We start from the raw sequence: 14,615 nt of genomic DNA, 5'->3' as shown, positions 1-14,615 counted from the left end.
CGTCTGTGTTTAGATTATTTAGTCATAATGCAGGTCATATTATTTATAAGCAATTGATCAACCTCAGGTAATTGAAACTGAATTGTGGTTTAATAATCATAATTCGCTATCTAATGGGGGATTTAGTTAGCACTTATTAAATCACAAAAAAAAGGACTAATCTTGTGAAATTTACTATGAAAGCAAAGCTTATCATTACCTTGTGCGTACCACTCTTATTAATGGGCGGTTTTTTTATCACCTCGCTAATAAATACAGAAAATGCGGTACTTAAAGAAGAGGCAAACAATGTAAGAAGTAAATTTTCAGCTGTTCTTGATGAAAAACTAAAGGGACAGATTGATACCGTAACGCTCTCTATCTCCAATTTTTATGAACAATCAAAATTAGATCAGATCAAAAAAGATCTAGCGGCCGAGATGACTACGTTCAAAATAACCATTGAAAAAATTTATGAAGCAAGTGATTCAGAGAGCGAAGCCGCAAGCAGTATTTACGCTTTTCTTAATCAGCATCGTTGGGATAACGGCCGTTATTTTTTCGCTTATGATGCAGATTTGTGGATCAGTAAAGCATACGGTGGTCACTTAGACTGGGTCGGCATAAATGGTTACGATAAAAAAGATGCCGATGGTAATTATTTTGTACGTGCGGTAGTTGCGTCAGCTAAAAACAACCCTATCGGTTTTAGTCAGTATCCTTTTATGAATCCGACCACGCAAAAAGTGGAAGATAAGCTGACCGCCTCTTTTTATTTTAAACCGTTAAATTTGGTTGTTGCCAGTGGCGAATATATCAGCACCCTAAAGCAGGATAAAATCAGTGCAGCATTGCACGCTGTCACTATTGCTAAGTATGGGGATAATGGCTATTTTTGGATACAGGATAAAGAGGGGAAAATTCTTGCCCACCCGAAAGCTGAAATTGTGGGCACAAAGGTTGCCAGCACAACAACCATTGCGGCAAGTATAAAAGATAAATCTGAAGCAATTGTTAAAATAATTTATGAAAATCCGACCACTAAAAAAACTGAAAATAAAATTGCCTATGCCCGTAAAATTTTCCCTGAATGGGGCTGGACCATAGTGACTGGGGCTTATGAAAGCGATATTGTTGCCGCACAAACGAGCTTAACAAAGGCCACTGAAGAAATTTTTGCGGAAAAAGTTAGCTCGGTGATCACCATATCATTAGTTTTGCTTGTTCTCTTTTTTGTTATTGCAGTATGGATTGTCAGTGCGATTGTCAAAGGTCTGGTTGTATTAAAAGAGCGTATTGACACATTATCCACGGGTGAGGCAGATTTAACCTCGCGCATCGATCTTGTTTCTAATGATGAGTTGGGGGATATTGGTCGGTCCGTTAACCGTTTTATTATTTATCTGCAGTCGATGATCATTGAGATTTCACAGGCATCAACGCATATAACAGAAAATATTCAGCAGCTTACCGTACAGTCAGAGCAAAATAGCAGAGCGTTAATTACTCATGCTGCAGAAACAGAACAGGTTGTCAGTGCTATTACTGAAATGAGTGCGACCTCTGACACTGTGGCGCAGAGCGCTACTGAAACAGCCAGTAATACGCAACAAGCCAATGCACAAGCGCTATTATCAAAAGAGACGGTGACAGATGCTTCAAACAGTGTGATAGCTTTGGTGGATGAAGTTGAGTCCGCATCATCAAGCATTAATACTATGAATGAAAATACTCTGGAGATTATCAGTGTATTAGGTGTGATTGGTGCTATTGCAGAGCAGACCAATCTATTGGCTCTTAATGCTGCAATTGAAGCCGCACGAGCGGGTGAGCAGGGGCGTGGTTTTGCCGTGGTTGCCGATGAGGTTCGTTCACTGGCGGCGCGCACTCAAAGCAGTACGGCTGAAATTAATACAATACTTGGCAAATTGCGTAAAGATGCCACCGATGCAGTGGCAGCGATGGATGTAACCAAAGCAAGCTGTGAACGCACGGCGGAAAATACTGAACGCGTTACCGAAAGCTTAGATACAATGACCAATTTTATTGTGGAAATTAATGATCTTAGCGCACAAATTGCAACCGCTTCTGAAGAGCAAAGTTCAGTAAGTGAAGAGGTTAGCCGTAATATGAGTAATATTCATGAGATGGTATTAGAGCTTACTCGAAATGGACAGGCAACGGTTGATAGCACGCAAAATTTGGCATCGGTTAATGCACAATTAGATGCGCTGGTGAGTAAATTTAAATTAAAATAGCTGCAACCTTTTTGATTTAAAAAAAGTACAGCTAGCTTTATGGTAATGAACGGCCTTACTGGGCCGTTTTTTGTTGCCTTTTTATCTGAAAACAGTAGCTAGCTGCAATAAAGGGCTAATAAACAAAATCCCCATGCGAATAATATCCGGCAATTTTTTGCTTTGTGATGTGCTGATTCGCTGTTATTTTTCTAAAATCACCATTAACTTTCTTTTAGCGTTTTAAGCTGTTCTTGTATGATTAGCGCACGTTTAATCAACTCAAAATTTGCTTCACAACCACGAAGCTCTAACTCCAGAATCATGGCATCTAGTAGTTCAGAAATATCAGCGGCTAATTGCATAGTCGTTAACTCTTGAATGGTCATTATTTTTCCTCCTTTTTGGTACTTCATTAGCATAATTTCCACAATGCTCACTTGAGAATACCCATCCCTGAATATTGAGATCTTAATTGCTATAAATAGAAGCTGCGATTATCTTAATCTTATTTGCAAAACATCTGGTAAGTTGCTCTACACCCTCACTTTAAAGTATATAACGAGTATCACTTTGTTGCTTAATAATACCAATGGCACGTCTGTTTCCGGTCAATTCATAAAAAAAAAGCCCCTGTTTATTTTAATAAACAGGGGCTTAGATAATGTGGTATTTATTATTATTGGGAGAAATGTTTTTGACAAAAACTGATTCGTTCTTCAACACTCATGCCATGATTGTCACCCAAACTTTCAATTAATTTTAACCGCGGCAGAATACCTTTGCCATTGGCTATTTGAATAGCTAAACCTGGACGTGCATTAAGCTCCAACAACATGGGGCCTAAATCTCGATCAAGTACCATATCTGTTCCCAGATACCCCATACCCGTCATCTCATAACAGCTAGCGGCCAAATAAATAAGACGATCCCATCTAGGCACTTCTAATGTTTTAAGCTCTTTATTGGTATCGGGATGATATTCAACAGGCAGTCCGAACTGTACTGCATGTAACGCTTTACCTGTTGTTATATCAATGCCAACGCCGACAGCCCCTTGGTGTAAATTTGCTTTACCATCAGACGCAGCAGTGGAAAGACGCATCATTGCCATTACCGGGAAGCCTTTAAATACGATCACGCGTACATCAGGGACGCCCTCAAAACTAAAACCGTCAAAGGCATTATCAAACTGAATTAAAGCTTCAACCACAGCAACATCAGCACTTCCACCGAGACTAAATAACCCCGCAAGGATATCAGTCAGGTGACGTTTAATTTCAGAGAGACTCTCTTCATGGCCATTGGCTTTATAATAACGGCCATGTTCGACTTTAGTGATAACCAGAATACCTTTACCACCACTGCCTTTTGCCGGTTTGATAACAAATCCGGCTGTGTTTTTTATCTGTGCTTCAATGCCTGCGACTTCTACCTGCATCGAAATAACGCCTAATAAAGCGGGAGTCGTTACATTTGCAGCGTGGGCAATCTGTTTGGTTTTTAGTTTATTATCAACGAGTGGGTACAGTTTACGCGGATTATAGCGGCCAATATAGCCACTATTGCGTTGGTTCATACCCAATATACCTTTTCTTTTAAGTTTAAAAGGACTGCATAGCCACATAGTTTATTCCCTATCGGCCAGAGGTTTAAAGCGGCGTAACTCTGATAAGCGATAACCTGTATAGCTGCCCAGTAGCAACACTAACGCCATAATAACGAACTGTAGTCCGATAAAGTTAAACAGCAGATGACGCGCGATCTCATTGCTCATGGCAAAGTACGCCAGTACTGCCACGGTTAAACTTCCACCGCCCTGCAATATCACCTCTTTAGGGCCTTCCTCTTCCCATAAAACAGACATACGCTCAATCGTCCAAGAGAGGATGATCATCGGGAAGAAAGTAATTTTAAGGCCTTCAGTCAGTCCCAGTTTGTATGACAATACGCCAAACATTGCAATCAAAAGAATTACCATAATGATCACGGTGGATATTCGTGCCACCAGTAATAAGTTGAGGTGTGATAGATAGGAGCGAATAAATAGGCCCACTGCAACAAGCAAAATAAAACCAACCAGGCCAGTGACGAGACTTGTTTGAATAAATGCCATCGCGATTAAAACAGGCATAAAGGTACCGGAGGTTTTAAGGCCAATTAAAACGCGCATTATAACAACAATCAACACACCTAAAGGAATCATTAAGATACCTTTAAACAGTGATTGATCTTCAACAGGTAGGCTATGAATGGAGAAGTTAAATAGATGCTCCTTATCGGCTTTTTGTAAGATAGCGGCTAATGCAGGCAGCTCTTGTATAATCATGGAAAAGCTAACTTTGGAGTTTTTACCGCCAACGAGTTCAAGTAGCGCTTTACCGCTTTGATCCCAAAGTAATAGGTTGTGACGATCTACCGCTTCAGCGCTCGCTGCATTAAATAGTTTAGAGGTGATAACGCCGTCTGTTTCCTGAAATACTTCAACTAAAGGCTGTAAATGTTGACGGCGACGGCCATCTTCTAAGTGCAGCGCACCAATTTTTTTGCTTGGAATATTTGCTTCATTTAACAGTGTGATCAGAAGATCTGTTTTGCTTAGTTTACTGGTCAGAAGTAATCTAACATTTTGACTTGGCTGTTGTGCATTGAGTGCCTTTAACAGTTCCCGTGTGAAGCTAAACGCATCTGCACTTGTTTTAAATGCATCTCTGATAATATCCGTGCTTGCAGGATCATGCACTATATCCAATAAAGGCGGCATTTCAGTACTTACTGGATCGATATTTTTACTATCAACAAGTAGCTGAATATTATAATAAAGTGTTTGTTTTCCTGTGGCTTTTCGAATTGTCCATTGTGCTTTTGGCGCGAAGGCGTCATCTAAAAATGAGAGACCATAGCCGGGAGAGGCGGCATTTTGACTGAGCAGTGCATAGCCTGCTTGTGCTTTGGGGGTTGTTAACGAAGCGATAATCGGCATATCTTTTGCGTCAAAATCAATTCTCGCATCAATATTCCAGATAGTACGTGTTTCACCCGGCAGCCAGGGAATATCAAACGCCAAGTGGCGCTGTACCGTTTGTGAAATACCGATCAGAAATAAGCTGGCAACGAAGGCGAAAAAGAAAATTCGTGCTTTCATGAGTACCCCTATTATTCTTTTTCGGCGTGATATTGAGGATGGATATATTCTTTGCTGACATCAACTAATATGACATCTTGCAAAAATGTACGGCCGATGAGTACCGGATATTCCATATGCTGGCGATCCGTTAAGGTGAACTCTGTCTGCTGCTCCAGATCACCGATACGGACATGTAATTTAACAACATAGCGTCTTTCTGTGCTGTCCTCTGCAGTTGCTTGCACTATTCTTACGATACGCTCAATTTTAGCTTCGATTAATTTTGTTTCGTTGCCCTCGTCATCGGCTAAATTAAAACGCACCCATTTTTCACCATCACGTTCAAAGCGTTCGATATCAAACGCACTAATGGACGAGGTGGCGGCACCGGTGTCAATTCGGGCTTTATAGCTACTTTTTATCGCTGAAATATAAACCCATTCGGACTGCCCAAAAAGTGTTTTACCATTGATGTGGTTAATCTTTTGAACCGCAGCTGGCGTTGGTTTAACTTTAGGTTTAGGTTTCGGCGCTTTTACTTTTTTTGCCTCAATAAGTAAGGCATCTAACTCTTTGATTTTATTCTGACTGCTTTGTAACGCTTCACTTGTTTCTGCCAATTCTATTTGCGTTTTCTGGTTAGTTTCCTGTGTCTGAGCAAGATCAGCTGTCAGCGTGTTTATCTGTTTTTGTTGCGCTTCATTCTTTAAATTAACACACCCGGTGCAACTAAAAAGAATGAATGCAGTGATAAGTGTGGTTTTATTGAAAAACATAAAAAATTCCTAACCATTATTTAGAAAGCAAAAGGAGGATATTATCAGCTTGACGTTTAAATAGCTGGATTAATCTCACTTTTATTTTGCAGCTATTATGCTCTGCGGGCGTTATTTTAGCTCTATATCATATTTCTTAACCACTGTTTTTTATGAATACGCTGGATAACCAGAATAATTTTAAGGAACTCTTCAGATAATGTCACAATATACGCTTCTACTAAGCTAACGTTATAATATTTAACGGCAATATAAGCTAATGGTATACCCACACACCACATGCAGAAAATATCAACAAAGGTACTGTATTGAACATCTCCGCCACTACGCAGTACGCCGATAATGCCAATAAAGTTAATAACCTTGATAAATAGGGCACATGCCAGCACCAGTAATACCTGCGATGCGCTTTCACTCGCGCTTAAAGAGAGAGCCGGAAATAGAGATAACAGCGGTTCCCTGAATATAATGATGATAGGGGTAAAGATAAACGCCAGAATTGGCACAAAGAGGATAAAGGTCCAAGCCTGTTGCCAGGCAAGATGGAATGATTTTGCGCCGAGTTGATGTCCTATCATAGTGCCGCTGGCAATAGCGATACCAATAAATAGCGCAAAAACAGTTTGCTCAATGGTCGATACCATACTAATTACAGCCAGCTCCTGTATACCAATCATGGCAAAGATTAAGGTGTAAGCAAAAACACCTAAGGCCCAGCTTCCATCGTGTAACACCATAGGTATTGCAAGTTTTATATAACGTTTTAGTTCATATCTGCTTAACGCTTGTTTTATTTCATCCCGTTTACTAATAATAAAGGGACGATTTTTGGCCACCAAATAGAGCATAAAAAACAACTGCAGCGCACGTGCAATAAAGGTTCCCCACGCGCTGCCTTCCACACCCATTGCAGGCAGTCCCAGATGGCCAAAAATAAAAATGTAGTTAAGCAGGGCATTGACGGGTATAACCAGCATGCTGATGCGCATCGACGTTTTACTATCACCCGCCGAGCGTAAAGCGGTTTCAATGGGCAGCACCACAGCGGTGAAAATATAGCTCCATGATGTGATAACGAGATAGTCATTGGCTAATAATATAAGCGCTGGATCTTGACTGGCAAGCCCGATTACTGTTTCTGGAGAGAGGGTATAAAAAACGATAAAGGGGATAGTAAGCAAAAAAGTAAAGAGCAGTGAAATAATTAAACTGCGTCTTAATCCGGATAGATCTTTAGCACCAAAATACTGTGAGGCAAGCACTCCCCCCGCATGAGTGACGCCGACCATAATTAACAGGTTAAAGAAGAATATTTTATTACCCAGACCGACTGCGGCGATCTCATTTTCACCCAACTGGCTGACCATCAAAATATCAACCAGGCCAAGAAATGAATATAAAAGCGACTGAAAAGTGATCGGCAGGGCTAAGTGCCAAAGTTTTTGTTGAAAATCAGGATGGCGAAAGGTCGCTATTTTATTTTTCATTGAGCTGCTTTATTCACTTTTTTGTAGCGGAAAAAAACTCCTATCAGTGTTAATAGGCAGTATAAGTAAAGCGGAGTCGAGCCAAAAATCTGGTAGGGGGTCTTGCCAAACGCAGGATGTACCTTTCTGCTTAATACGTCTGCCGTATTAGGAGCAAGTCGGCCTAGCTCCTCTCCTTTGGCGCCATAAATAGCGGTTACACCGTTATTGGTACTGCGCAGCAGTGGACGGGCAAATTCAATGGCGCGCATTCGGGCAATCTGCAAGTGTTGATCTGGGCCAATAGAGTCTCCAAACCATGCATCATTGCTTAAGGTTAATAGCATGCCTGTTTTCTCGGTGATGTTTTTGCGCAGCAGTTCGGGAAAGGCTATCTCATAACATAACGCTGAGGCGAATGTTGTTAATCCGCTTTGTAAATTAGGTTGAACTTCGTCGCCACGCTGAAAGCTGGACATAGGCAGATTAAAGTAAGGGGCAAGCGGACGAAGCAGATCTTCAAATGGGACAAATTCACCAATAGGTAATAAATGATGTTTTTGGTAGCGATTTTTCCCTGTTAAAGCGTAATCATCGCCTTTGGGTAATTTACCTAATGCGATAATGGTATTGTGGTACGCGTCGGTGGCCAGCGTATAGCCAATAATGCCGGTAATTAAGGTTTTGTTTTGTGCTGCTAGCTTAGTCGATAAAGGTTGTAAAAATCCCTGCAGATCAACTTCTAAGGCTGCAACGGCTGACTCAGGCCAGACAATTAATTCATGCTCTGAATCTAAGCCGGTTTCACTGAGATCGAGATATTTAAAGAGCGAGGGGGTGAGCTGATCGCTTTTCCATTTTTGATTCTGGTCGATATTACCTTGTACTAATGACACCATTATTTCCGGCTGTGGCGAACTATATTGTTGTTTTTGTAAAATAGATCCGGTTATTAGTAAGCTACCAATCAGGGTGATACTTAATACTATTTTCTGTTTTTGAATAACAAGGGTGAGCGCGCCACAAATAATCATTATTGCCAGTGTGATCCCCTGAACGCCTAATACGGGAGCAAATCCGACTAAAGGGGTGTCGGCGTGGCTATAGCCTAAATATACCCAAGGAAATCCGGTTAATATATAACCTCTCAGCCAATCCGAAATCAACCATAAAACCGGGATAACTAAAAGGTAACGCGTTGTATCTGATAGCCATTGAAATCGTATGCTTGCCCATAGTGCAACTGTTGGAAATAAGGCTAAATATGCGCATAAAAGAATAATTAAAAGTGCACTGACGATGAGTGGCATACCACCAAACAGATCCATGCTGACATAAATCCAGTGAATAGTGGCTATAAACATTGAGATGCTAAAAGTAAAACAGACTAAAAAATAGTGTTGCGTACTTTTTTGAACTTGTTGTAATAACAAAAACAAGCCGATTATTGAAGGGTAGAGTACCCACCACTGCTCAAAAGGAGAAAAAGCAAAAACTTGAATTGCACCTAAAAAAAGGGCAATAAGAAGTTGCCCGTAAAGATGCGCTGTAAAAGTAGTTAGCTTGCTTTGGATGTTACTGTTCAATAGGTTTTAACTCTTTTGGGATACGTATCTGCAGCTGTACTAAACGGCGACTGTCTGCATTCGTTACCTTAAATTTATATCCGCGCATTGAGATGCTTTCACCGCGACCAGGTAAATGGCCAAGCTGATGAGTGATCAAGCCACCAATGGTATCTTGATCTTCGCTATTAAATGAGGTTGAAAAGAATTCATTAAAATCATCAATTGATGTTAACGCATTGACCGTATAAGTGCGTTTGCCAATTTTTCGAATTTCAGCAATCTCTTCGTCATCAAATTCATCTTCAATCTCACCAACTATCACCTCTAAAATATCTTCAATGGTTACCAGCCCCGAGACACCCCCGTACTCATCAACCACAATGGCCATATGATAGCGTTTGCTGCGAAACTCTTTTAATAAAGTATCTAAGCGTTTACTTTCAGGTACAACCACAGCTTCACGGAGAATATCTTCAATTTTAAAGTCGTTTGCTTCAGGGGTGAAGCCAAATTTAATAAGATCTTTAGCAAGTAACAAACCGACAATGTGATCTTTATCTTCAGTAATAACAGGAAAGCGTGAATGTGTTGATTCGATAAGTTTAGGCAGAAATTCATCGACAGTTTGATGTAAATTTAAAGTAATCATTTGCGAACGGGGGATCATAATGTCGCGGACACGTAGCTTAGATACATCTAATACGCCTTTGATCATATCTTTGGTTTTTTGATCAATGACTTCGCGCTGTTTTGCGCCCTGAATGATCTCTAGTAACTCTGTTTGGTTTCTCGGCTCTCCTTGAAATAGATTACCAATTTTATCGAATAGTCCAGATTTTGAACTATCTTGCGTCGAATGTGTTTTGTCTTCTGACATTAATTTTATTTACTCTTTTTCACTTAAATAGGGATCTGCAAAACCAAGCTCTATTAGTAGTTTTGTTTCAAGAGCCTCCATCTCGAGGGCCTCTTGATCGATGATATGATCATAACCTAACAGGTGCAGTGTGCCGTGAATAAGCATATGCGCCCAATGCTCAGTCAATGTTTTATCTTGTTCTTTTGCTTCATTTTCAACTACATCTTTACAGACTATCAGATCGCCCAGTAAAGGTAACGTGATCCCTGGCGGATTTTGAAAAGGAAATGACAAGACATTCGTTGCTTTATCTTGATTTCGATATTGAAAATTTAATTGTCGGCCTTCTTCATAGTCAACAATACGCACTGTTAATTCAGCTTCTTCACGCTCTTTTTCCGAGCCTGCAACAATGGCGGTGTGGATCCATTTTTCCATGGCGGTTAAATCAGGTAGAAAATATTCACCTGCTGTGGCGATTTGCAAATCAACAAACAGTTCCATTAGTTTTTCCCCGCTTTAATTGCAGCTTTATTTTCAAAGGCTTCATACGCTTTAACAATACGTGCAACAACAGGATGACGTACAACATCATCGGCCACAAAAAAGCTAAAACTGATATCGTCTTCAACATCGCGGAGCACTTCAATTGCATGACGCAGGCCAGATTTTTGATGGTGCGGCAGATCGATTTGTGTAATATCGCCGGTGATCACTGCGGTTGAATTAAAACCGATACGGGTTAAGAACATTTTCATCTGTTCAACCGTGGTATTTTGCGCTTCATCAAGAATAACAAAGGCATCATTTAAGGTGCGTCCGCGCATATAAGCAAGCGGTGCAATTTCTATAATATTACGTTCAATCAATTTTTCAACTTTTTCAAAGCCGAGCATTTCAAATAATGCGTCATATAAAGGACGTAGATAGGGATCCACTTTTTGCGCTAAATCACCGGGTAAAAAGCCTAATCTTTCACCCGCTTCCACAGCAGGACGCGTTAGTAGAATACGGCGCACTTCCTGACGTTCTAACGCTTCAATAGCACAAGCTACAGCCAGATATGTTTTGCCAGTACCTGCCGGGCCAACACCGAAACTAATGTCATTTTGTAAAATGTTACTGATATATTTAGTTTGGTTTTCACCACGCGGTTTGATCACCCCGCGTTTGGTTTTAATAGAAAGATTATCAATACCGCTCTTTGCCTGTGGCTGTTCGACCTCCAGCAGTCGGTGGTTAGAGATCAACGCTTGCAGCGCAAGATGCACATCTGCATCTGATAACGTAGAGGTTTTGCCTTTTATGGTTTGCGTCTCAATATACAGCGCTTTTAAAAGATCGCTGCAAGCCTGAGCATAACGATGCTCACCGACAATCTGAAAGTGCGAATTTTTGTAGATAATTTCAACACCTAAACGACGTTCAATCTGTTTGATGTTTTCATCAAAAGAGCCGCATAATAGCGCTAATCTGTCTGTATCTTCAGGCACTAAATCAAGGTGCACGGTAGTCAGCTTTGTAGTCAAAATGGTTAAACCTTTTTATTCGGGGTAAATGTTGATACACCCAATGTCTCTTGACGCTTACTTAGGATATCACTGGGCGAATCACTTCACGAAAATTCATTTGTGCTTCGCCACGGATAAAATTTCTGTTTATCAAAAGTTGAGTATGAAGTGGAATTTTCATCGCCGCTTTAAAACTAGGGGGTAAATGTTGATACACCCGATGTCTCTTGACGCTTACTTAGAATATCACTGGGGCGAATCGCTTCACGCAAATTCATTTGTGCTTCGCCACGGATAAATTTTCCGCGAATCGAATTGCTGTGCACCTCGGTAATTTCTACATCAACAAATCCGCCGATAGAGAGATGATCGCCCTCAAAATTAACAATACGGTTGTTTTCTGTACGCCCGCACAATTCCATAATATTTTTACGTGAAGGGCCTTCGACTAAAATTCGTTGCACACTGCCCACCATTCGGCGGCCAATTTGTTGGGAATGCTGATGAATCCTGTCTTGCAATATCGATAAGCGCAGCTTTTTAGTTTCCAGCGTTACATCATCTGGCATATCCGCAGCAGGGGTTCCCGGACGTTGGCTGTAGATAAAACTGTAACTTGCATCAAAGCCGATATAATCTATCAGATCCATTGTCTGCTGAAAATCTTGATCTGTTTCATTGGGAAAACCGACAATAAAATCTGAGCTTAGTGTCAGATTAGGACGCACCATTTTTAAATCGGCAATTATTTCTTTGTATTGCTCTGCTGTGTGGCCGCGCTTCATTAGGTTTAAGATGCGATCTGAGCCTGATTGTACAGGTAGATGGAGGAAATCGACCAACTCAGGCGTATCTTTATAAACATCAATAATTTCATCGCAAAAATCGATTGGGTTACTGGTGGTGTAACGCAAACGATCGATGCCATCAATGGATGCCACATAGCGCAATAACTGTGCAAAACTGCAGGTTCCACCATCGTGCGTCGCACCGATGAAAGAGTTTACATTTTGTCCTAACAGGTTAACTTCACGTACGCCTTGCTCTGCCAACTGCGCAATTTCTAATAAGATATCATCAAGCGGACGACTCACTTCTTCACCACGTGTATAAGGGACAATGCAGTAAGTGCAGTATTTCGAGCAACCCTCCATAATAGAGACAAACGCAGTCGCACCTTCCGCCCTTGGCTCAGGCAACGAGTCAAATTTTTCAATTTCAGGGAAGCTGACGTCAACAATAGTACCGTCGCCCTGCTGAACCTGTTTAATCATCGCAGGTAAACGGTGCAAGGTTTGCGGGCCAAATATAATATCAACATAGGGCGCGCGTGAGCGGATTGCTTTACCTTCCTGAGAAGCAACACAACCACCGACACCAATGATTAAATTGGGGTTTTTCTCTTTTAATTTTTTCCAGCGGCCAAGTTGGTGAAATACTTTTTCTTGTGCTTTTTCACGAATTGAGCAGGTATTTAATAAAATAACGTCAGCATCTTCTGCATTATCGGTTGCGATATAACCGTTGGTGGAATTTAATAGATCGGCCATTTTAGATGAATCGTATTCGTTCATCTGGCAACCCCAGGTTTTGACGTGTAATTTCATGCTCATAATTTGCCGCTCATACTGTGATTCTAAATAAAGAGGTCGCATTTTACGCATATCAAGACTAACTTGCCACTTTTTGTTTGGCTATCTATCTGTCTGTGCGCGACAGCGCTAAATTAAGAATTTTCTCCATTATTCATGATAATTTGCTTACAATGGATCTTGAAGTATCATCGCTAGAAAAGGAATAATAATGCAAAGCAGGCAAGTAATTGTGGTTGGTGGCGGCTTGGTCGGCACATTAACAGCCTTATTGTTGGCAAAACAGGGCGACTCGATTCACCTTGTTGAAAAAAAACCTTTTATTCCCCCTATTAAGAGTGCGGCTTTTGATCTGCGTGTTTCAGCATTTAGCGCGCAGAGTCAAAAACTACTTGCGCTTGCCGGAGTATGGGATTGCCTTCCTAAAAATCGAGTGTGTGCTTATCAAAGGTTACAAACCTGGGAGCGGGGCAGTCAGAAACTTTGTTTTGACAGTGCTGATCTTGAACTTGACGCATTAGGTTATATTGTTGAAAACCGCTGGATTCAAGCTGTGTTATGGCAAGCCCTGCAAGCGCTGCCTAATGTTACTTTTTATGAAGGGCGGCAAGTGAGCCATATCAATAATAGCGACTCCGCTGTGAGCGTTGACTTGGATAATGGTCAGCAAATAAAGGCGCAACTATTGGTCGCTTGTGATGGTGGCAACTCTACCGTGCGCCAGTTATTAAACATCCCGGTTACTGCCTGGGATTACCGTCAACACTGTATGTTGGTTAATATTAAAACCGATAGTGTGGAGCAAAATATCACCTGGCAGGAGTTTCGCGAAACCGGCCCGTGCGCTTTTTTACCTCTTGCAGAAAACAATGCCAGTTTAGTTTGGTATCACAGCCCGCAAAAAATAAGGCAGCTCAGCGGGTTATCTAACAGCCAGTTAAAAGAGGTTGTTATCGCGGAGTTTCCCGCTTTACCCTTTGATTTTACCGTTGAAGATAAAGGCGCCTTTCCTTTAATTCGTCGCCATGCACAGACCTATTTTAAAGGGAGCTGCGTATTGCTCGGCGATGCGGCCCATACCATTAATCCTTTGGCGGGGCAGGGAGTCAACCTTGGTTTTAAGGATGCAGAATGTTTAGTTAATCTGCTGCAGAGCAGCCCTGATTTGCCAATGTCTATTTTGTTAAAACGTTACGAGTGTAAAAGAAAGCCTGCCAACCTGTTGATGCAGAGCGCTATGGATCTCTTTTATAAAGGCAGTAAGTGCGAATTAGATTCAGTGCGTTGGTTACGTAAAGGTGTTTTGCACTTAGCGCAGAACAGTGGGGCTGTAAAAAACAGAGTGATGAAGTATGCGATGGGGCTTTAGCTGCAAAATTTGCATTGCCAAATAGAATGGTTGGCAATGCTTAAGCAAACAGCAACCGAAACTGCTTAGGCGTCATCTGCTTACTCTGTTTAAACTGGCGGTTAAAATTCGATAAATTACTAAAACCGACC

At 41.2% G+C, this 14,615-nt stretch carries 13 protein-coding genes; 2 read left to right on the top strand and 11 right to left on the bottom strand.

Going from position 1 to position 14,615, the window contains the following annotated elements; genetic code table 11:
- Positions 1–164 precede the first annotated feature (164 nt).
- Entirely contained in the window at positions 165–2,237 is a 2,073-nt protein-coding gene (locus ACJAT7_RS14210) for a methyl-accepting chemotaxis protein (protein ID WP_415227459.1), read from the top strand.
- 203 nt (positions 2,238–2,440) lie between these two features.
- Here the strand turns inward: ACJAT7_RS14210 and ACJAT7_RS14205 are convergent, their stop codons facing one another.
- The 10 genes from ACJAT7_RS14205 to miaB form a co-directional block, all read right to left on the bottom strand.
- Entirely contained in the window at positions 2,441–2,632 is a 192-nt protein-coding gene (locus tag ACJAT7_RS14205) for a hypothetical protein (RefSeq protein ID WP_415227458.1), read from the bottom strand.
- A gap of 263 nt (positions 2,633–2,895) precedes the next feature.
- On the bottom strand, positions 2,896–3,843 hold the full coding sequence (locus tag ACJAT7_RS14200; protein ID WP_415227457.1) for an alpha-L-glutamate ligase-like protein: 948 nt from the start codon (positions 3,841–3,843) through the stop codon (positions 2,896–2,898).
- A gap of 3 nt (positions 3,844–3,846) precedes the next feature.
- The gene (locus ACJAT7_RS14195; protein WP_415227456.1) at positions 3,847–5,361 is read right to left on the bottom strand and encodes an inactive transglutaminase family protein; all 1,515 of its coding nucleotides are present in this window, start codon (positions 5,359–5,361) and stop codon (positions 3,847–3,849) included.
- Between the two features lie 11 nt (positions 5,362–5,372).
- Positions 5,373–6,119 carry an ATP-dependent zinc protease gene (locus ACJAT7_RS14190; protein ID WP_415227455.1) on the bottom strand — a complete coding sequence of 249 codons (747 nt, stop codon included), beginning with the start codon at positions 6,117–6,119 and terminating at the stop codon, positions 5,373–5,375.
- A 122-nt stretch (positions 6,120–6,241) separates the two neighbouring features.
- On the bottom strand, positions 6,242–7,606 hold the full coding sequence (locus ACJAT7_RS14185; RefSeq protein WP_415227454.1) for an MATE family efflux transporter: 1,365 nt from the start codon (positions 7,604–7,606) through the stop codon (positions 6,242–6,244).
- Positions 7,603–9,171 (bottom strand): apolipoprotein N-acyltransferase, encoded by a 1,569-nt coding sequence (lnt, locus tag ACJAT7_RS14180; RefSeq protein WP_415227453.1) that lies wholly within the window; start codon positions 9,169–9,171, stop codon positions 7,603–7,605. The genes ACJAT7_RS14185 and lnt overlap by 4 nt, the downstream gene beginning before the upstream one ends.
- Positions 9,161–10,030 carry a CNNM family magnesium/cobalt transport protein CorC gene (gene corC / locus ACJAT7_RS14175; protein WP_415227452.1) on the bottom strand — a complete coding sequence of 290 codons (870 nt, stop codon included), beginning with the start codon at positions 10,028–10,030 and terminating at the stop codon, positions 9,161–9,163. The genes lnt and corC overlap by 11 nt, the downstream gene beginning before the upstream one ends.
- Before the next feature lie 9 nt (positions 10,031–10,039).
- Entirely contained in the window at positions 10,040–10,516 is a 477-nt protein-coding gene (ybeY, locus tag ACJAT7_RS14170; RefSeq protein WP_415227451.1) for an rRNA maturation RNase YbeY, read from the bottom strand.
- Positions 10,516–11,541 carry a PhoH family protein gene (locus tag ACJAT7_RS14165; RefSeq protein WP_415227450.1) on the bottom strand — a complete coding sequence of 342 codons (1,026 nt, stop codon included), beginning with the start codon at positions 11,539–11,541 and terminating at the stop codon, positions 10,516–10,518. Before ACJAT7_RS14165 ends, ybeY begins: the two co-directional genes overlap by 1 nt.
- A gap of 176 nt (positions 11,542–11,717) precedes the next feature.
- On the bottom strand, positions 11,718–13,136 hold the full coding sequence (gene miaB / locus ACJAT7_RS14160) for a tRNA (N6-isopentenyl adenosine(37)-C2)-methylthiotransferase MiaB (protein ID WP_415227449.1): 1,419 nt from the start codon (positions 13,134–13,136) through the stop codon (positions 11,718–11,720).
- A gap of 190 nt (positions 13,137–13,326) precedes the next feature.
- Between miaB and ACJAT7_RS14155 the strand changes: the two genes are divergently transcribed.
- Positions 13,327–14,484 (top strand): FAD-dependent monooxygenase, encoded by a 1,158-nt coding sequence (locus tag ACJAT7_RS14155; RefSeq protein WP_415227448.1) that lies wholly within the window; start codon positions 13,327–13,329, stop codon positions 14,482–14,484.
- 40 nt (positions 14,485–14,524) lie between these two features.
- Here the strand turns inward: ACJAT7_RS14155 and ACJAT7_RS14150 are convergent.
- On the bottom strand, positions 14,525–14,615 hold a 91-nt coding region (locus ACJAT7_RS14150), incomplete at its 5' end, for an AraC family transcriptional regulator (RefSeq protein WP_415227460.1).

The organism is Psychromonas sp., assembly GCF_047632995.1.
Lineage (GTDB): Bacteria > Pseudomonadota > Gammaproteobacteria > Enterobacterales > Psychromonadaceae > Psychromonas.
Note: the sequence above shows the minus strand (reverse complement) of the source record. Positions and strands in the feature narration are given on the sequence as shown.